Source organism: Streptomyces sp. Je 1-369 (genome assembly GCF_026810505.1).
Taxonomy (GTDB): domain Bacteria; phylum Actinomycetota; class Actinomycetes; order Streptomycetales; family Streptomycetaceae; genus Streptomyces.
The window spans coordinates 5865331-5886100 of record NZ_CP101750.1 but is presented as its reverse complement, the minus strand read 5'-3'; the positions used below and the strand labels follow the sequence as shown (position 1 = coordinate 5886100).

The following is a 20770-nucleotide window of genomic DNA, read 5'->3' as shown; positions in this document are numbered from 1 at the left end:
CTCTCAACTCTGGTCGGTGGCGGGCGTGGCGTATGTATCGGGCGTGGCGTATGTATCGGGCGTGGTGTCGGCGGTGATATCCCCAGTGATGGAGATGCCGAGGTTGTTGGTCACAAAGGCGAGGACCTCCGCCGCCGTGGCGGCCTCCAGGTCCGCGGGCGGCTCCGCGGGCGCCGGTTCGTCGTCGGCCGGGACGGGGTGCCCGTGCGCCGGCGGTTCGGTCAGGCAGCGGACGGTCTCGGCGAGGGCGGCGCGCTGGACGCCGGTGAGCCGCAGCCCGTTCAGCCGGGCGCCGATCCGGGCGAGGTCGGCCATGACTCCTTCGTAGCCGGGCTGCTGCTCGCCGTCCGATGCCAATGGCGATGCCGGTGCCGGTGCCGGTGCCGATGGCGATGGCGGTACCGGCGCCGCCGGGGTGAGCTTCGTGGCGAGGTGGTCGACCAGGGCGCGCGGGCTCGGGTGGTCGAACACCGCCGTCGCGCTGAGCTTCACACCGACCCGGTTGGCAATCTTGTTACGGAGTTCCACCGCGGTCAGCGAGTCGAACCCGAGGTCGCGGAACGCCCCGTCGGCGGAGATGCCGCGCGGATCGCCGTGCCCGAGCACCTGGGCGACGTCCGCCAGGACGAGATCGAGCAGGAGCGCGGTGCGCTGCTCGGCGGGGAGGCCGCGCAGCTTGCTCTCCAGGGAGGCGGAGGCGGCGGGTGTCGTCGACGTACCCGACGCGTTCGACGCATCCGACGCGCCCGCCGCGGTCCGGCGCTGCTGTGCGGGCGCCAGATCCCGGAGCAGCGGCGGCACAGTGTCAGCCGTCCGCAGGGCTGCGGTGTCGACGCGTACCGGGACGAGGTGCGGCGTGGCCGCGGTGAGCGCCAGATCGAAGGCGGCGAGGCCCTCCTCGGTGGTCGTGGGGAGCAGTCCGGTGCGGGCGATCCGGCCGAGGTCGGCGGCGCCGAGACCGGCCGTCATCGAGCTGGTCTCCTGCCACAGGCCCCAGGCCACGGAGACCGCAGGGGCGCCCGCCGCGCGCCGACGGGCGGCGTACGCGTCCAGGTAGGCGTTGGCGGCGGCGTAGTTGGCCTGCCCCGCCGAGCCGAGGACTCCGGCGACCGAGGAGAACACGACGAAGGCGGCGAGGTCCGCGTCGGCGGTCGCGTCGTGCAGGGCGCGTACGGCGTCCGCCTTCGGGCGCAGCACGGTGGCGAGGCGCTCCGGGGTGAGGGACGCGAGGATCCCGTCGTCCAGGACGCCCGCCGTGTGCACCACCGCGGTCGGCGGATGCTCCGCGGGGATGCCGGAGAGCGCCGTGGCGAGTTGCTCGCGGTCGGCCACGTCGCAGGCCACGGAGCGGATCCGGAGGCCGTCGTCGCGTACGTCCAGAGTGTCGAGGACGTCGAGGAGGTCGCCGGGGGCTTCGGTGCCGCTGCGGCTGAGCAACAGGACGTGGCGTACGCCGTGTTCGGCGACCAGGCGGCGCAGGACGAGCCGCCCGAGGGTGCCGCTCGCGCCGGTGAGGACGACTGTGCCGTTGGGGTCGATGGGGCGGGGGACGGTCAGGACGGTACGGCCAAGAGCCGGGGTCGCGGTGGCAGTGGCGGTGGCGGTGGCGGCGTCGCGGAATGCCGCCGTGGCCGACCGTATGTCGTAGGCCGTGAACGGCAGCGCGCGCAGTGCGCCGGAGTCGAGCAGTCCGGAGAGTTCGGCGAGGATCGCCTGCCGTCGCCCGGCGTCGGGGGCGGTGGCGGTGGCCGCGGCGGTGGCGGCGTCGGTGGCGGCATCGGTGGCGGTGACCGCTGCGCGCGCGTCGGCGGTCACGTATCGACCGTCGGCGGTGAGCAGCAGGGCCGCCGACACCTCGGCGCCGGTGGTGCGGTGCGGGTCGAGGACGAGGTCGAGTCCGGCCGGTACGCGCTGGGCGATGTCGCCGGGCTCGGGACCGGTGAGGTGGGTGCCGTCGAGGCCGGCGTCGCGCAGGGCGTCGTGGGCGGCGGGCGGCGCGGCCGCGTAGACCTCGGCACCCAGGTGCCGGGCGATCCGGACCGCGGCGAGGCCGACGGGGTCCGCGGCCGCGTGGATCAGCACCCGCTGCCCCGCCCGTAGCCCGCCCTCGTCCACCAGGGCGTGCCAGGCGGCGAGGTACGGGGTCGCTGCCGCCGCTGCCGCCGCGAAGGTCAGGGCCTTCGGCAGGGGGGCGACGGAGCGGTGGTCGGTGACGGCGGTGCGAGCGGCCGCGCCGCCCTCGGGGAAGACGCCCCAGACACGGTCGCCCACGGCGGGTGCCGTGACCTCCGCGCCGACCTCGGTCACGATTCCGGCCCCTTCGATGCCGGGGGTTCGGCTGCTGAGGGTTCCGGTGGCCGCGTCGGTCAGGTCGGCGGGCGCGATGCCCGCGGCGCGGATGGCGACCCGGATCTCCTGCGGGGCGAGGGGGGTCGTGGATACGACGGGTACGAGGGCGAGGTTGTGGCCGTCCGCGGTACCTGCGGAAGCTGCGGAAGCGCCCGAAGCTGCGGAAGCTGCGGAGTCGGTGCCCTCGCCGGTCGTCGTCCCCAGGCGCCACTCGGACGCGCCGTCCGGCAGTACGAGCAGGTCAGGAGCCGTGCGGCTGAGCCGCGGCACGTACGCCTGCCCGTCGCGCCAGGCGAGCTCGGGTTCGCCCGTGGCGACGGCCGCCGCGACGGCGTCGGCGGAACGGGCGGTGCGGGCGTCGACGTCGACGAGCAGCAGGCGTCCGGGGTGCTCAGCCCTGGCGGCCCGGATGAGACCCCATACGGCGGCGGTCGTCGGGTCGGGGCGGCCCATCATGTCGCCGCGGGTGACGATGACGAGCCGTTCGTCACCGCCTCCTGGGGCAGTGTCGGACGTTGCGGCGGCCTCAGCTGTTTCAGCCGTACCGGCCGTACCGGTCATATCGGCCGTCTCGGCGGTCTCGGCAGTCTCGGCAGTCTCGGCAGTCTCGGCAGTCTCGGCGAGGAAGCGCTGCACGCGCCCAAGCACCTCGGAAAGCCGTGCATGTACGTAGCCGTCGCCACGGCCGTCGCCATAGCCCTCGCCATCGCTCTCGCCATAGCCCTCGCCATAGCCCTCGCCCCCGGGCGCGACCTCTGTGACCGTGACGCCGGGAACGGGCGCCCCGATGCTCTCCGGTACGGGTACCGGACGCCAGCGCAGGTGCAGTCCGCTGTCCCCGCCGGGCGCCGTCGCCGCGGACATCGGCCGCAGCAGCAGCGCGTCCACGGTGACGACGGGCTGACCCGCGGAGTCGACAGCCGTCAGGGAGACCGCGCCGTCGGCGGTGGCGGTGAGCCGGACCCGTACCGCACCGGCCCCGGACGCGTGCAGGGTGACGCCCGTCCAGGAGAACGGGAGCAGCGGTCGCGGCCCGTCGGTGCCGGGCAGCGACGGCACGCCGAGTGTGACGGCGTGCAGGGCGGCGTCGAGGAGCGCCGGGTGGATGCCGAACGCGCCGGGCTGCGCGGGCAGTTCCGCCTCGGCGTAGAGGGCGTCGGCCGTACGCCATGCGGTGCGCAGGCCCTGGAAGATGGGGCCGTAGCCGTAGCCGCGGGCGGCGAGGTCGGCGTAGAGGCCGTCGACCGGTATGCGCTCGGCGTCCGGTATGCGCTCGGCGTCGGTACCGGCGGGCTCCAGGTCCGCCGTGTCGCCGGGCTGGGCGGGTGTGTCGGTCAGGGTGCCCGTCGCGTGCTGGACCTGCGGCTCGGTGCCGGAGGCCGGGGCGGACGAGGAGTGGACGGCGACCGTACGGCGGCCTGACGCGTCCGGGGCGCCGACGACCACCTGGAGGTAGACGGCGGTGTCGGTGGGCAGCAACAGCGGGGCCTGCAGCGTCAGTTCCTCGACGACGGGGCAGCCCGTCTCGGCGCCCGCGTGCAGGGCCAGGTCGAGGAAGGCGGTGCCGGGCAGCAGCACCGTGCCGCCGATCGCGTGGTCGGCGAGCCAGGGGTGGGCGCCGGGCAGGATGCGCCCGGTCAGCACCGTCTGTCCGTCGGGCAGGTGGACGGCGGCGCCGAGCAGCGGGTGCCGGGTGCCGGTGAGGCCTGCGGCGCGGATGCCGACCGTGGAGCTGGCGGCGTCCTGCCAGTAGCGCTGACCGGCGAAGGGGTAGCCGGGCAGTTCGGTGGGGCGGCCGCCCGGCCGCAACAGCCGGTGCCACTGCACGGGCGTGCCGGTCACGTACGTCTCGGCGAGGGCCCGCGTCAGGGCGAGGGCCTCGTCCTGCCCTGACTTGAGGGTGGCGACGGCGACGTATCCGGCGTCCCCGAGGTACTCGTCGAGCGTGGCGTGCGCCATCGGGGTCACGGCGGCGTCGGCGCCGACCTCCAGGAAGGCGCGGACGCCGTGCTCGGCGAGGGCGCGCACGCCGTCGGCGAAGCGGACGGCACTGCGGACGTGGTCCACCCAGTACTGGACGGTGCACAGGCGCTCGGCGTCGACCGGTCCGCCGGTGACGTTCGAGATGACGGGTATGCGCGGCGCGTTGAAGGACAGCCCCGAGAGCGCGTCGGCGAACTCGTCCAGCATGGCTTCCATGCGGTGCGAGTGGAACGCGTGCGAGACCGCGAGGCGGTGCACGCGGTGGCCCGCGGCCCGGAAGTGGTCCGCGACGGCGAGCGCGGCGGGCTCGTCGCCGGAGACGACGACGGCCTGCGGGCCGTTGACGGCGGCGATCCCGACGGCGTCGGCGAGCCCCGCCTCCGCGATGTACGCGCGGGTCTCCTCCTCGCCCGCCGCGACGGCCACCATCGCCCCGCCCTCCGGCAGGGCCTGCATGAGGCGTCCGCGCGCGGCGACGAGGGCGCAGGCGTCGGGCAGCGAGAGGACGTCCGCGGCGTAGGCCGCGGTGATCTCGCCGAGGGAGTGGCCCATGACGTGCCCGGGGGTCACTCCCCAGTCCCTGAGCAGTTCCAGGAGGCCGACTTCGAGGGCGAACAGGCCGGTCTGGGTGTACATGCTCTGCTGCAGCAGCGGCGCGAGCGGGGAGTCCTCGGGCGCGAACACGACGTCGCGCAGCGGATGTTCGGCGTACCCGTCGAGGTGCGCGTCGACCGCGGCGCACACGGCGTCGAAGGCCTCGGCGAAGACGGGGTACCGCCCGTACAGCTCCTGTCCCATACCGGCGCGCTGGGAGCCCTGCCCGGAGAAGACGAGGGCGAGCCCGCCCGCCCCGACGGCCGGGACGGCGCCGATGACGGCGGCGGGGTCGTCCTCGCCGCGGGCGACGGCGGCGAGGGCCTCGGTGAGGGCATCGCGTCCGGTGCCGAGGACGACGGCCCGGTGGTCCATCAACGCCCGGCCGGTGGCCAGGGTGTGGGACACGTCGCGCGGGTCGAGGGCGGTGTCCTCGGCGAGGTGGTCGAGGAGACGCGCCGCCTGCCGCCGCAGCCCGTCGGCCGTCCTGGCGGACAGGGGCCAGGGGGTCATGGGAGCGGCGGGGGCGGAGTCAGGAGCGGAGTCGGAGTCGGGGGCGAGAGCGGAGTCGGAGGCGAGAGCGGCGTCCCGGGTCGGGGCGTCCTGGATCGAGGCGTTCCGGGTCGAGGCGTCCGTCGGAACCGGAACCGCGGTGTCGCCGGGCGCCGACGCGGGCACGCCCGCCGACTCGCGCTCGGCCTCGTTCTCGCCCTCGGGCGCCGCCTCAAGAATCACGTGCGCGTTCGTCCCGCTGATGCCGAAGGACGACACACCGGAGCGGCGCGGGCGGTCGAGCTCGGGCCACTCCTGCTGGGCCGCCAGCACGCTGACCGCACCGGACTCCCAGTCCACATGACGGGAGGGCGTGTCGGCGTGGAGTGTGCGCGGCATGACGCCGTGCCGCATCGCCTGCACCATCTTGATGATGCCCGCGACACCGGCCGCCGCCTGCGTGTGCCCGATGTTGGACTTGACGGAACCGAGCCACAACGGCCGTTCCGCATCACGCCCTTGTCCGTACGTGGCCAGCAGCGCCTGCGCCTCGATCGGGTCACCCAACGACGTACCCGTACCGTGCGCCTCCACCACGTCCACATCCGCAGACGACAGCCGCGCACTGGCCAGCGCGTCACGGATGACGCGCTGCTGCGACGGACCGTTCGGCGCCGTCATGCCGTTGCTGCCGCCGTCCTGGTTCACCGCGGAACCCCGTACGACCGCGTGGACCCGGTGCCCGTGCCGACGCGCCTCGGAGAGCCGCTCGACGACCAGCAGTCCGACACCCTCGGCCCAGCCCGCCCCGTCCGCGTCGTCCGAGAACGCCTTGCAGCGGCCGTCCACGGACATCGCCCGTTGCCGCGAGAACTCCACGAACGTCGTCGGCGTCGACATGACCGTCACGCCACCCGCCAGAGCGAGCGAGCACTCACCGTTCCTGATCGCCTGCACCGCCAGATGCAGCGCCACCAAGGAGGAAGAGCAGGCCGTGTCGATCGTCATCGCCGGGCCTTCGAGCCCGAGCTGGTACGAGATGCGCCCCGACGCCACGCTGGACGCGCTGCCCAGCATACGGAAGCCGTCCATGCCCTCGACGGGCTCGTGCAGCGGCGGACCGTACTCCATCGGCATCAGTCCGGTGAAGACACCGGTCCTGCTGCCGCGCAGCGAGTCCGGGGCGATACCGGTTCGCTCCAGGGCCTCCCACGCGGTCTCCAGGAGCAGCCGCTGCTGCGGATCCATCGCCGCGGCCTCACGCGGGCTGATCCCGAAGAACTCGGGCTCGAACACCGCGGCGTCGTGCAGGAAGCCGCCGCGTCGGGTGTACGTCTTGCCGGCCCGGTCGGGGTCGGGGTCGTAGAGGTCGGCGATGTCCCAGCCGCGGTCGTCCGGGAAGTCGGTGATCGCGTCGATCCCGTCGAGGGCCGCCTGCCACAGCTCCTGCGGCGACCGGATCCCGCCCGGGAAACGGCACGCCATGCCGACGATGACGATCGGGTCGTCGTCGGCGTCGGCGGCAGCCCCGCCGACGGGCGTCAGGGCCGACGCGGCCTCCGGAGCGGCGTCCGTCCCGCCGACCTCCTCCTGGAGGAAGTCGGCCAGGGCGGTCGGCGTCGGGTAGTCGAAGACGAGCGTCGACGGCAGCCGCAGTCCCGTCACCGTCTGGAGCCGCTGTCGCAGCTCCAGGCCGGTGAGGGAGTCGAGGCCCAGTTCACGGAAGGCCCGGTCCGCCTCGACGGAGGCACCCGAACCGAGTCCGAGCACCAACGACACCTGCCCACGGACGAGTTCGAGCAGGGCGGCCTGCCGTCCGTCTCCGTCCAGCGCCGCCATCTCGGCGACCCACGACGAGGCCTGCCCGGCCCCTACGGCGGCCGCCGCACGACGCGCAGGCGCACGGACGAGCGACTTGAACACGGCGGGCAGCCGGTCCTGCGCCGCCTGGTTGCGCAGCGCGAGCAGGTCCAGACGGGCCGGGAAGAGGGTGGCGCGGTCGGCGGCGAGGGCGGCGTCGAACAGGTCGAGGCCCTGCGCGGGGGACATCAGGGCGAGCCCGCCCCGGGTGAGCCGGGCGATGTCCGTCTCGTCGAGGTGTGCGGTCATGGCGCTGTCGCCACCGGCCCACAGGCCCCAGGCCAGCGAGGTCGCGGGGAGCCCGTCGGCTCGGCGGGCGAGGGCGAGGGCGTCCAAGTAGGTGTTGGCGGCGGCGTAGTTGCCCTGTCCCGCGGTGCCCATCACACCGGCGGCGGACGAGAACAGTACGAACGCGGCGAGGTCGGCGTCCCGCGTCAGCTCGTCCAGGTGCCGGGCGCCGTCGACCTTCGGGCGCATGACGGTGTCGATGCGGTCGGGGGTCAGCGCGGTGACGATGCCGTCGTCGAGTACGCCCGCGGCGTGGATCACGGCGGTCAGCGGGTGGTCGTCCGGGATCCCCGCCAGGGCGGCCGCGAGCCCCTCCCGGTCGGCGACGTCGCAGGCCGCGAACGTCACAGTCGCGCCGGCCCCGGACAGTTCGGCGGCCAGCTCCTCGGCGCCCTCGGCGCCGCGACGGCTGACGAGGAGCAGGTGTCGTACGCCGTACTCGGCCACGACATGTCGTGCGACGAGCCGTCCGAGGGAACCGCCGGCGCCGGTGATGAGGACCGTGCCGTCGGGGGTCCACTCGGGGGCGGAGGGGGAGGCGGCGGGGGCGGCGTCGACGTTGACGCTTACCAGTCGGGGTGCGGACAACACGCCGTCACGCAGCGAGAGTTGAGGCTCAGTGGACGCGAGAGCGGCGAGCACCGCTGACTGCGCGTCATTGTTGGCGCTGGCATCCTGCTCGGGTACGTCGACTGCGGGTACGTCGACCATGGGTACGTCGACGACCACGATGCGCCCGGGATGCTCGGTCTGCGCCGAGCGCAGCAGGCCCCACACGGCCGCGGTGGCGGGGTCGGGCAGCGCGCCCGCGATGCCGCCACGGGTGACGACGGCGAGCCGGGAGCTCTCGTCGTCGGCCGACGCGGCGAGGAAGTCCTGAACCGTTGCCAGTACGTCGGCCACGCTCGTCCGGACGTCCCCGCCGGGCTCGACGTGCGCGACGACGACGTCGGCCGGAAGCCCACCACCGGAACCGTCGGAAGCACCCGAAGCCCCCGAAGCCCCCGGCAGCGCCGCCGGTACCGGTACGTCGACCCACCGCACCTCGAACAACGGGTCACCGGCACCGCCCGTCACCGCCGCACCCAGCTGCTCCCGCGACATCTTCTGCAACCGGAGCTCGTCCACCGAAACCACCGGCAGACCCGCACCATCGAACGCCGCCAACCGCACAGCACCGTCACCGCTACCGGCATCCCGCGACAACCGCACCCGCAACGAGGACGCCCCCACCGAGTGCAGCCGCACCCCGCTCCACGAGAACGGCACCCACAGGTCGCCCGAGGGCAGCGGATGCAGGGCCGCGTCGAGTAGCGCCGGGTGAATGCCGAACTCATCGGCGTCCACGGGCAATTGGACGTCGGCGAAGAGCTCGTCGCCGTCGCGCCACAGTGCGCGCAGCCCCTGGAAGACGGGCCCGTAGCCGTAACCAAGACCGGCGAGCGTCTCGTAGGCGTCCGCGACGTCCACGCGCTCGGCACCGGCGGGCGGCCACTGCCCCTCCAGCCGCTCCTCCGACGCAGCGGAACCGGCGTCAACAAGCACGCCCACGGCATGCCGCACCCAGTCCGCTCCCCCGGCCATATCGGCACCGGTGTCAGCACCCTGCACCTGGGAGTGCACGCTCACGGTCCGGCGCCCGGCACCGTCCGGAGCCCCCACCGACACCTGCACCGACACCTGGGCGTCCTCAGCCAGTACGAGCGGCCGCTCCAGCGTCAGCTCCTCGATGACACCGCAGCCCACCTCGTCGGCGGCGCGGAGCGTCATCTCGATGAACGCCGTACCCGGCAACAGGACGGTGCCGAAGACGCCGTGATCGTCGAGCCACGGATGAGTAGAACGGGACAGCCGCCCAGTGAGGACGACCTCGTCACCACCGGCGATCCGGACGGCGGCGCCGAGCAGGGGGTGCCCGGCGGGCCGCAGCCCGAGCCCGGCGGCATCCACCACAGCCCGCCCTGCGGGCAGCCAGTGACGACGACGCTGGAAGGCATACGTAGGCAACTCCACCAGCCGACCACCCACAACCCACGGCGACCAGTCCACGTCAACACCCGCAACGAACACCTCGGCCAGACTCTGCAACAGCCGAGCCGAACCACCCTCGTTCCGCCGCAGCGTCCCCACAGCCGTCACACCCGCAACGCCATCACCCTCGGCGGCCTGAGACACGGCCCCCACCAGCACCGGATGCGGGCTGGACTCGACGAAGACGCGGTGCCCGGCTTCCAGCAGATTCCGCAGGGCGGCATCGAAGCGAACGGTCTGACGCAGGTTGGTGAACCAGTACTCCGCACCCATCACGGCTGTGTCGATCACATCACCCGTGACGGTCGAGAACAGCGGAACCTGACCACTGCGAGGCTCAATAGCCCCCAGCACATCCAGCAGCTCATCCCGCAGTTCCTCGACCTGCGGCGAGTGCGAGGCGTAATCCACAGCGATCCGCCGCACCTGCACACCATCGGCCTCACACGCAGCCATGAACGCATCCAGCTCACCGGGAGCCCCCGACACCACGACCTGCTCGGGCCCATTGACCACAGCCACCTGCAAGCCCGCAGTCAACCGACCCACAACCTGAGCCTCAGGCGCCAGAACAGACACCATCCCGCCCTTGCCCGCAAGCCGCACAATCGCCCGCGACCGCAACGCAACCACACGCGCCGCATCACCCAACGACAATGCCCCAGCCACACAAGCCGCAGCAATCTCGCCTTGCGAATGCCCCACCACAGCAGCAGGCCGCACCCCCAGCGAACGCCACAACTCCGCCAGCGACACCATCACCGCGAACAACACCGGCTGCACCACATCAACCCGGCGCAGCACCTCCTCATCGCCCTCCCGGACCACATCCAGCAAGGACCAGCCGCCCACGAACGGCTCAAGCGCCGCACCACACTCGGCCATCCGCGCCGCGAACACCGGCGAGAACTCCAACAACTCCCGAGCCATCCCGACCCACTGCGAACCCTGCCCCGGGAACACGAACACCGCGCCACCGTCAGCGGCACCCGCCCCCACACGCCCCGAGACGACACCCGAAGCCTCACGCCCCGCCGCCAACTCACCCAAAGCAGTGGTCAGTTCATGCGCATCATCACCGAGCACCACGGCCCGGTGCTCAAGCCCCGCACGCCCACGCACCAACGTGTGCGCCACATCCCGCAACCCCAGCAGCCCGCCCTCACCCTCACCGAGCCGGGCCGCCAACCGCCCCGCCTGCTCAGCAAGCGCCGCCCCACTGCGCGCGGACAACACCAACGGCACCACCGAGACAGGCACATCACCCGCCGGGACCAACGCCCCGCCGTCCGCACCCTCCTCAACCGGCGCCGCCTCCAAAATCACGTGCGCGTTCGTCCCGCCGATACCGAAGGAGGACACACCGGTACGACGCGGACGGTCGAGCTCCGGCCACTCCTGGTTCTCGGTGAGCAGCCTGACCTGCCCGGACTCCCAGTCGACGTGGTGGGAGGGCGTGTCGGCGTGGAGTGTGCGCGGCATGATGCCGTGCCGCATGGCCTGCACCATCTTGATGATGCCCGCGACACCGGCGGCCGCCTGCGTGTGCCCGATGTTGGACTTGACCGAACCGAGCCACAACGGACGTTCCGCATCACGCCCCTGGCCATACGTGGCCAGCAGCGCCTGCGCCTCGATGGGATCGCCGAGTGCGGTACCGGTGCCGTGCGCCTCGACGGCGTCGACGTCGGCCGTGGTCAGCCGTGCGCCGGCCAGCGCGTCACGGATGACGCGCTGCTGCGAGGGACCGTTCGGCGCCGTCAGCCCATTGCTGCCGCCGTCCTGGTTCACCGCACTGCCCCGCACCACCGCCAACACCTGATGCCCGAGCCGACGCGCCTCCGAAAGACGCTCGACGACCAGCAGACCCACACCCTCAGCCCAGCCCGCCCCGTCCGCGTCGTCCGAGAACGCCTTGCACCGGCCGTCCACGGACATCGCCCGTTGCCGCGAGAACTCCACGAACGTCGTCGGCGTCGACATCACCGTCACGCCACCCGCCAGGGCCAGCGAGCACTCACCGTTCCTGATCGCCTGCACCGCCAGATGCAGCGCCACCAACGACGACGAGCACGCCGTGTCCACCGTCAGCGCCGGACCCTCAAGACCCAACTGGTACGAGATGCGCCCCGACGCCACACCACCGCTGTTGCCGGTGATCATCAGGCCTTCGACGTCCTCGGTCGCCTCGCCGAGCCACGTCCCGTAGTCGTGGTACATGAGCCCTGTGAAGACACCGGTCCTGCTGCCGCGCAGCGAGTCCGGGTCGATACCGGTCCGCTCCAAGGCCTCCCACGCGGTCTCCAGGAGCAGCCGCTGCTGCGGATCCATCGCCGCGGCCTCACGCGGACTGATCCCGAAGAACTCCGCGTCGAAGTCCCCGGCACCGGACAGGAATCCGCCACGGCGGGAGTAGCTCGTACCGATGTGGCTCGGGTCCGGGTCGAAGAGGTTCGCCAGGTCCCAGTCGCGGTCCTCGGGGAAGTCGGTGATCGCGTCGACCCCTTCGAGGGTGGCCTGCCACAGCTCCTGGGGCGACCGGATCCCGCCCGGGAAACGGCACGCCATCCCCACGATCACGATCGGGTCGTCACCACCGGCGGCTCCGCCACCCGCCACCAGGACCGGCTCCACCGAAGCCGCACCCGTCTCCGTGCCCCCGACCTCCTCCTGGAGGAAGCCGACCAGCGCGGCCGGCGTCGGGTAGTCGAAGACGAGCGTCGACGGCAGCCGCAGTCCCGTCACCGTCTGCAGCCGCTGCCGCAGCTCCAACCCCGTCAGCGAGTCGAAGCCCAGGTCGCGGAAGGCCCGGTCCGCCTCCACCGACGCACCCGAACCCGAACCGGGACTCGAACCCGCACCCGCACCCAGTCCGAGCACCAACGACACCTGCGCACGCACGAGTTCGAGCAGCGCGTCGCGCCGCTCCCCTTCGTCCAGCGCCGCCATTCCGGCGGCCCACGACGAGGCCTCCTCCGCGGTGGGCGCCACAGCCCGGCGTACGGGCGCACGCACCACCGACTTGAACACGGCGGGCAGCCGCCCCTGCGCCGCCTGATTGCGCAGCGCGGGCATGTCGAAGCGGGCCGGGACGATGGTGGCGCGGTCGGCCGCCATGGCGGCGTCGAACAGGGCGAGGCCCTGGGACGTCGACATGGACCCGAGGCCACTGCGGGAGAGCCGGGCGATGTCGGCCTCGTCGAGGTGCGCGGTCATCGCACTGTCGCCCGCCCACAGACCCCACGCCAACGACGTCGCCGCAAGCCCGTCGGCACGGCGGGCGAGGGCGAGCGCGTCCAAGTAGGCATTGGCGGCGGCGTAGTTGCCCTGACCCGCCGTGCCCATCACACCGGCGGCGGACGAGAACAGTACGAACGCGGCGAGGTCGGCATCCCGCGTCAGCTCGTCGAGGAGCCTGGCGCCCTCGGCCTTCGGACGCCACACGGTGTCGATCCGCTCGGCGGTCAGCGCGGTGACGATGCCGTCGTCCAGTACGCCCGCCGCATGGATCACGGCCGTCAGCGGACGGTCCTCCGGGACCCCCGCCAGTACCGCCGCGAGCCCCTCCCGGTCGGCGACGTCACAGGCCGCGAAGGCCACCGTCGCTCCGGCCTCGGTCAGCTCGGCCGCGAGCTCCTCGGAACCCTCGGCGCCACGACGGCTGACGAGCAGCAGATGACGTACGCCGTACTCGGCCACGAGGTGCCGTGCGAAGAGCTGCCCCAGCGCGCCACTGGCCCCCGTGATCAGGACCGTGCCGTCCGGGTCCCACGTCGGCGCGGAACCCACCTCCGTGACACCCACCTCCGTGACACGATCCTCCGTGACACGAGCCTCCGCGGAGACGGTCACCACCCGAGGCGCCGCCACCCTGCCTGCAGCGAAGCCCAGTTGAGGCTCGCCACTGGCCAGTGCCGACACGACAACTGTCTCCGTGTCCGTGGCTGTGTCCGCACCCCCAGGTACGTCGACGACCACGATCCGCCCGGGCTGCTCGGCCTGCGCCGAACGCAGCAGTCCCCACACCGCGGCCGTCGCCGGGTCCGGCGTGTCCGTCATCCCGCCGCGCGTGACCACGACCAGCCGGGCCTCCTCCGCCGACTCGGCGAAGAAGCGCTGCACGGTCTCCAGCACTTCCGCGACCCGCGCACCCGCGTCCCCGCCGGGCTCGACGTGCGCGACGACGACGTCGGCCGGAAGCCCACCATCGGAACCGTCGGAAACGCCCGAAGCACCCGAAGCACCCTGCAGCGCCGCCGGTACCGGCACGTCGACCCACCGCACCTCGAACAACGGGTCACCGGCACCGCCCGCCACCGCCGCACCCAGCTGCTCCCGCGACATCTTCTGCAACCGCAGCTCGTCCACCGAGACGACCGGCAGACCCGCACCATCGAACGCCGCCAACCGCACAGCACCGTCACCGCTACCGGCATCCCGCGACAACCGCACCCGCAGCGCGGACGCCCCCACCGAGTGCAGCCGCACCCCGCTCCACGAGAAGGGGACCACGATCTCCCCGGCGAGCAGCGGATGCAGCGCGGCATCCAGCAGCGCCGGATGCACACCGAACTCATCGGCCTCCACCGGAAGCTGCACGTCGGCGAAGAGCTCGTCGCCGTCGCGCCACACCCCACGCAACCCCTGGAACACGGGTCCGTAGCCGTAACCAAGATCGGCGAGCGTCTCATAGGCACCCGCGACGTCCACGCGCTCGGCACCGGCGGGCGGCCACTGCCCCTCCAGCCGCTCCTCCGACGACGCGACGGAACCAACATCCGCGAGCACGCCCACGGCATGCCGTACCCACTCGGCCCCCGACTCCGGCCCCGCGTCCCGACCGGCGGAGGCCCCGGCGTCCTGGACGCGCGAGTGCACGGATATGGACCGGCGTCCCGCCTCGTCCGGAGCCCCCACCGACACCTGCACGGACGTCGACACGCCCCGCGTCAGCACGAGCGGCCGCTCCAGCGTCAGCTCATCGACGACACCGCAGCCGACCTCGCTTCCAGCGTGCAGCGCCAGCTCGACGAAGGCGGTACCGGGCAGGATGACGGTCCCGTAGACGGCGTGGTCCTCCAGCCACGGGTACGTGTTCAGCGACAGCTGCCCCGTGAGGACGAGGCCTTCTTGCGGCGCGAGGGCAACGGCGGCGCCGAGCAGGGGGTGCCCGGCGGGCCGCAGCCCGAGCCCGGCGGCATCCACCACAGCCCGCCCTGCGGGCAGCCAGTGACGACGACGCTGGAAGGCATACGTAGGCAACTCCACCAGCCGACCACCCACAACCCACGGCGACCAGTCCACGTCAACGCCCGCGACGAACACCTCAGCCAGACTCTGCAACAGCCGAGCCGAACCACCCTCGTTGCGCCGCAGCGTCCCCACAGCCGTCACACCCGCAACGCCATCACCCTCGGCGGCCTGAGACACGGCCCCCACGAGCACGGGGTGCGGGCTGGACTCGACGAAGACGCGGTGCCCGGCTTCCAGCAAGCTCTTCAGCGCAGCGTCAAAGCGAACGGTCTGCCGCAGGTTGGTGAACCAGTACTCCGCATCCATCACGGCTGTGTCGATCACATCACCCGTGACGGTCGAGAACAGCGGAACCTGACCACTGCGAGGCTCGATCTCCCCGAGTACGTCGAGGAGTTCAGCCCGCAGTTCCTCGACCTGCGGCGAGTGCGAGGCGTAATCCACGGCGATCCGCCGCACCTGCACACCATCAGCCTCACACGCGGCCATGAACGCATCCAGCTCACCGGGCGAACCCGACACCACCACCTGCTCAGGACCATTGACCACAGCCACCTGCAAGCCCGCAGTCAACCGCCCCACAACCTGCAGCTCAGGCGCCAGAACAGACACCATCCCGCCCTTGCCCGCAAGCCGCACAATCGCCCGCGACCGCACCGCAACCACACGCGCCGCGTCCGAAAGCGACAACGCCCCAGCCACACAAGCCGCAGCAATCTCGCCTTGCGAATGCCCCACCACAGCAGCAGGCCGCACCCCCAGCGAACGCCACAACTCCGCCAGCGACACCATCACCGCGAACAACACCGGCTGCACCACATCAACGCGGCGCAGCACCTCCTCATCGCCTTCCCGGACCACATCCAGCAAGGACCAGCCGTCCACGAACGGCTCAAGCGCCGCACCACACTCGGCCATCCGCGCCGCGAACACCGGCGAGAACTCCAACAACTCCCGAGCCATCCCGACCCACTGCGAACCCTGCCCCGGGAACACGAACACCGCGCCACCGTCAGCGGCACCCGCCCCCACACGCCCCGAGACGACACCCGAAGCCTCACGCCCCGCCGCCAACTCACCCAAAGCAGTGGTCAGTTCACCCGCATCACCACCAAGCACCACGGCCCGGTGCTCAAGCCCCGCACGCCCACGCACCAACGTGTGCGCCACATCCCGCAACCCCAACGGGCCACCCTCACCCACACCCTCACCAAGCCGGGCCGCCAACCGCCCCGCCTGCTCAGCAAGCGCCGCCGCACTCCGCGCAGACAACACCAACGGCACCACCGAGACGGGCGCCTCACCCGCCGGGACCAACGCCCCGCCGTCCGCACCCTCCTCAACCGGCGCCGCCTCCAAAATCACGTGCGCGTTCGTCCCACTGATCCCGAACGAAGACACGGCAGAGCGACGCGGGCGGTCGAGCTCCGGCCACTCCTGCTGGGACGCCAGCACGCTCACCGCACCGGACTCCCAGTCCACGTGACGGGACGGAACGGAGACGTTCAGGGAGCGCGGCATGACGCCGTTGCGCATCGCCTGCACCATCTTGATGACGCCCGCGACACCGGCGGCCGCCTGCGTGTGCCCGATGTTGGACTTGACCGAGCCAAGCCACAACGGACGTTCAGCATCACGCCCCTGGCCATACGTGGCCAGCAACGCCTGCGCCTCGATCGGGTCACCCAACGACGTACCCGTACCGTGCGCCTCCACCACGTCCACATCCGCCGACGACAGCCGCGCACTGGCCAGCGCGTCACGGATGACGCGCTGCTGCGACGGACCGTTCGGCGCCGTCAGCCCATTGCTGCCGCCGTCCTGGTTCACCGCACTGCCCCGCACCACCGCCAACACCTGATGCCCGAGCCGACGCGCCTCCGAAAGACGCTCGACGACCAGCAGACCCACACCCTCAGCCCAGCCGGTGCCGTCCGCGTCGTCGGAGAACGGCTTGCAGCGGCCGTCGGCTGCGAGGCCGCGCTGGCGGGAGAACTCGACGAACATGCCCGGCGTAGACAGCACCGTCACACCGCCCGCCAGAGCCAGCGAGCACTCACCGTTCCTGATCGCCTGCACCGCCAGATGCAGCGCCACCAACGACGACGAGCACGCCGTGTCCACCGTCAGCGCCGGACCCTCAAGACCCAACTGGTACGAGATACGTCCCGACGCCACACTGCTCGTGTTGCCGGTGAGCCGGAAGCCTTCGGTGCCGTCGGTCGGGGCGTCGAGATGCGGTCCGTACTCCATGTTCGTGGCGCCGACGAAGACACCCGTCCTGCTGCGGCGCAGCGAGTCCGGGTCGATACCGGCCCGCTCCAGCGCCTCCCACGCCGTCTCCAGGAGCAGCCGCTGCTGCGGATCCATCGCCGCGGCCTCACGCGGACTGATCCCGAAGAACTCCGCGTCGAAGTCCCCGACACCAGCACCGCCACCCGCACCAGCACCCGTCAGGAAGCCGCCCCTGCGCGTGTACGTCGTGCCGGGGTTGGCCGGGTCCGGGTCGTACAGGCTGGCCAGGTCCCAGCCGCGGTCCTCGGGGAAGTCGGACGTGGCGTCCACACCGGCGGCGAGCGCCTCCCACAGCTGCTGCGGCGAGTCGATGCCACCGGGCAGTCGGCAGGCCATACCGACGATCACGACAGGATCGCCATCGCCATCGGCAGCCACCGCCACCGCTCCCGTCCCCGCAATCGACGTGCCCACGGCCGCGTCGAGCGTGCCGACGATGCGTTCGTGCAGGTGGTCGGCGAGATCGCGGAGTGTCGGGTAGTCGAAGAGGATGCTCGCGGGCATCCGCAGCCCCGTCGCCGAGACGAGGCGGTTGCGCAGCTCGACGGAGAGGACGGAGTCCAGGCCGAGGTCGCGGAAGGTCGCGTCGGGGTCGACGGCCGCGGTGCCGGTGAGGTGCGCCATGTGGTCGGAGAGCCAGCGGACCAGGTAACCGTCGGGCTCGCTCCGGATGCTGTCGCGCAGGGCGAGCGTCGCGGAGCTGAGGTGCTCCTCGGCCCCCAGCGCCCCTCGTGCTCCCTGAGCTCCCTGAACTCCCTGTGCTCCCTGTGACCCCTCCGTCCCCTCTGCGGCGGGACGCTCGTCGAGCCAGTGGCGGCGGCGCTGGAAGGCGTACGTGGGAAGGTCCACGGTCCGTGCCGTGCCGACGGCCGCCGCCCAGTCGACGGGCGTGCCCGCGGTCCAGGCCGTGGCGAGGCCGGTCAGGAGGGCCTGCGGTTCGGCGTGGTCGCGGTGCTGGAGGGCGACCGCGGTCTCCGTCTCGGTCGGCGCGACGAGCGGGGTGAGCACGCTGCCCGGGCCGAGCTCGACGAACCGGGTCACGCCCTGCGCGCGGCATTCGGCGAGCGCGTCGTGGAAGCGGACGGTGGCACTGAGGTGCCCGACCCAGTACTCCTCCGTGAGCGCGGAACCGACCCGGCCGGTGACGGTGGAGACGATGGGAACGGCGGGCTCGGAGACGTCGAGTCCGTGGATGCGGCGGGCGAACTCGTCCAGCATGGGGGCCATCAGCGGCGAGTGCGCGGCGTTCTTGACCCGGAGGCGGCTCGTGCGGTGGCCGTCGGCGGCGAGCGCCTCGGCGATCCGGGTGACCGACTCGTCGGCGCCGGAGAGCACGACGGCGCGGGGGCCGTTGATGACGCCGACCGAGACGTCGTCGACGCCGTCGAGCGCGGCCAGCAGCTCCTCCTCGGTCGCCTCGACCGCGATCATCGCGCCGCCGGGCGGCAGCTGCTCCATGAGTTCACCGCGGGCGGCGACGAGCGCGGCGGCGTGGGCGAGCGGCAGGGCGCCGGAGACGTGGGCGGCGACGATCTCGCCGAAGGAGTGGCCGACCAGCAGGTCCGGGGTGACGCCCCACGACGTGACCAGTCGGTACAGGGCGACCTGGAAGGCGAACAGCGCGGGCTGCATGTACCGCATGCCGTCGAGCGCCTCGGCGGCCGCGTCGTCATCGTCGCCGAGCAGTACCGCGCGCAGGTCGAGGCCGGGGACGAAGTGGTCGAGCACCTCGTCGAGGGCGGCCGCGAACACGGGGTACGTCTCGTACAGTTCACGCCCCATGCCGACGCGGTGCGAGCCGACGCCGGAGAACAGGAACGCGGTCCCGCCCGGCTCGGCGATGCCGCTGACGGCCTGTTCGTGGAGGTGCGCGAGGCCTGCCTTGAGGTCGTCCCGGTCCTTGCCGACGATGACGGCGCGGTGCTCCCACGTCGAACGCCCGGCGGCAAGCGAATAGGCGACGTCAGCGACCTCGGCAACCTCGGCAACCTCGGCGGGAGTGTCGGCGACGGCGTCGGCGTACGGGTGCTGCTCGATGTGGGCGAGCAGCCGCGCGGCCTGCGCATCGAGCGCCCCGCCGGTGCGGGCCGACAGGACCCAGGGCAGGGTACGACCGGCCGCGGGACGAGGATTGTCGTCGTAGGCCTCACCGGTCTCACCGGTCTCGGCGGTCTCGGGCGCCTCCGCCAGAACGACATGGCAGTTCGTGCCGCCGATCCCGAACGAGCTGACGCCCGCGACGAGTTGTTCGTCGGGCGCGGGCCAGACGCCCGGCTCGGTCTGCATCCGGAGATTCAGGTCGTCCAGGGGGATCGCCGGGTTGGGAGCGTTGAAGTGCAGGCTGGGCGGCAGCTGCCGGTGGCGCAGGGACAGCGCGGCCTTCAGGAGGCCGACGATGCCCGCGGCGGCCTCCAGGTGCCCGAGGTTCGTCTTGACGGATCCGACCCGCAACGGCTCCCGGCTCGTACCTCGGCCCGCAATCTCACCGCCACGGCCACGGCCACCGCCGTCACCCGCACCGCCCCCCGCGATGACATCGGCGACGGCCGCCGCCTCGACCGGGTCGCCGACCGGCGTACCGGTGCCGTGGAGTTCGACGTACTGGACGGCGTCGGGGCTGATCCCGGCGTCGGCGTAGGCCCGGCGCAGCACGTCGCGCTGGCCGTCGGCGTCGGGGTCGGTGAGGCGCTCGCCGCCGCCGTCGTTGTTGACGGCACTGCCCTCGATGACGCAGTAGACGCGGTCACCGTCCGCCAGCGCGCGGTCCAGCGGCTTGAGGAGGACGACTCCCCCGCCCTCCCCGCGCACGAACCCGTCGGCGTTCTCGTCGAACGTGGCGCAGCGCCCCTTCGCGGACAGCGCGCCGAGGCTCGCGGTGGAGCGCATGCTCTCCGGCGAGAGGATCAGGTTCACGCCGGCCGCGAAGGCGAGGTCGGCGTCGCCGCTGCGGATGCTCTCGCAGGCCAGGTGGACGGCGACCAGCGACGAGGCCTGTGCGGCGTCGACGGCGAGGCTGGGGCCGCGCAGGCCCAGGTGCCAGGAGACGCGGTTGGCGATGACGGCACGGTGACGGCCCGTGAAGTCGTGCGGCCCGCCGGGGCCAGGAGTCTGCGTCTCGCCGCGGGCGGCGAGGCCCGCGTAGTCGTCGGAGGAGACGCCGACGAAGACGCCGGTACGGGAACCGCGCAGCCGGTCGTCGCGGACACCGGCGTCCTCCATGGCCTCCCACACCAGTTCCAGCGCGAGGCGCTGCTGGGGGTCCATCGCGGCCGCCTCGTCGGGGGTGATGCCGAAGAAGGCGGCGTCGAAGGAGGCGACGTCGTCGAGGAAGCCGCCGCGCCAGGACGGGCTGCCGTCACCGCGCTCCCGCGGCCAGGCCGAGACGGCGTCGGTGCCCTCCATGAGGAGGCTCCACAACTCCGCCGGAGTCGACGCCGAGGGCACTCGGCAGGAGGCCCCGATCACTGCGATGGCGGTGTCGCGGGCGTCGCCCGTCCTCTGCTCGTCTGACCTGGATGCCTTCATACGGCGAGTATCTGGTTCGGACCCGGGTATGGACTTCGGCCAGAGGACGGTGCTCGTCGGCCGGGCTTAGGTGCAGGTACGGGCGCCGGAACCTGGACTT

Annotated in this window: 1 protein-coding gene; it reads right to left on the bottom strand. The window is 72.5% G+C overall.

Annotated features, from left to right (window positions below; translation table 11 throughout):
- Positions 1–3: 3 nt before the first annotated feature.
- Entirely contained in the window at positions 4–20670 is a 20667-nt protein-coding gene (locus tag NOO62_RS26885) for a type I polyketide synthase (protein WP_268773411.1), read from the bottom strand.
- Positions 20671–20770 lie beyond the last annotated feature (100 nt).

Excerpts from the sequence above, each read along its gene's own strand:
- NOO62_RS26885 (WP_268773411.1), bottom strand. The coding sequence starts at position 20,670 with ATGAAGGCATCCAGGTCAGACGAGCAGAGGACGGGCGACGCCCGCGAC.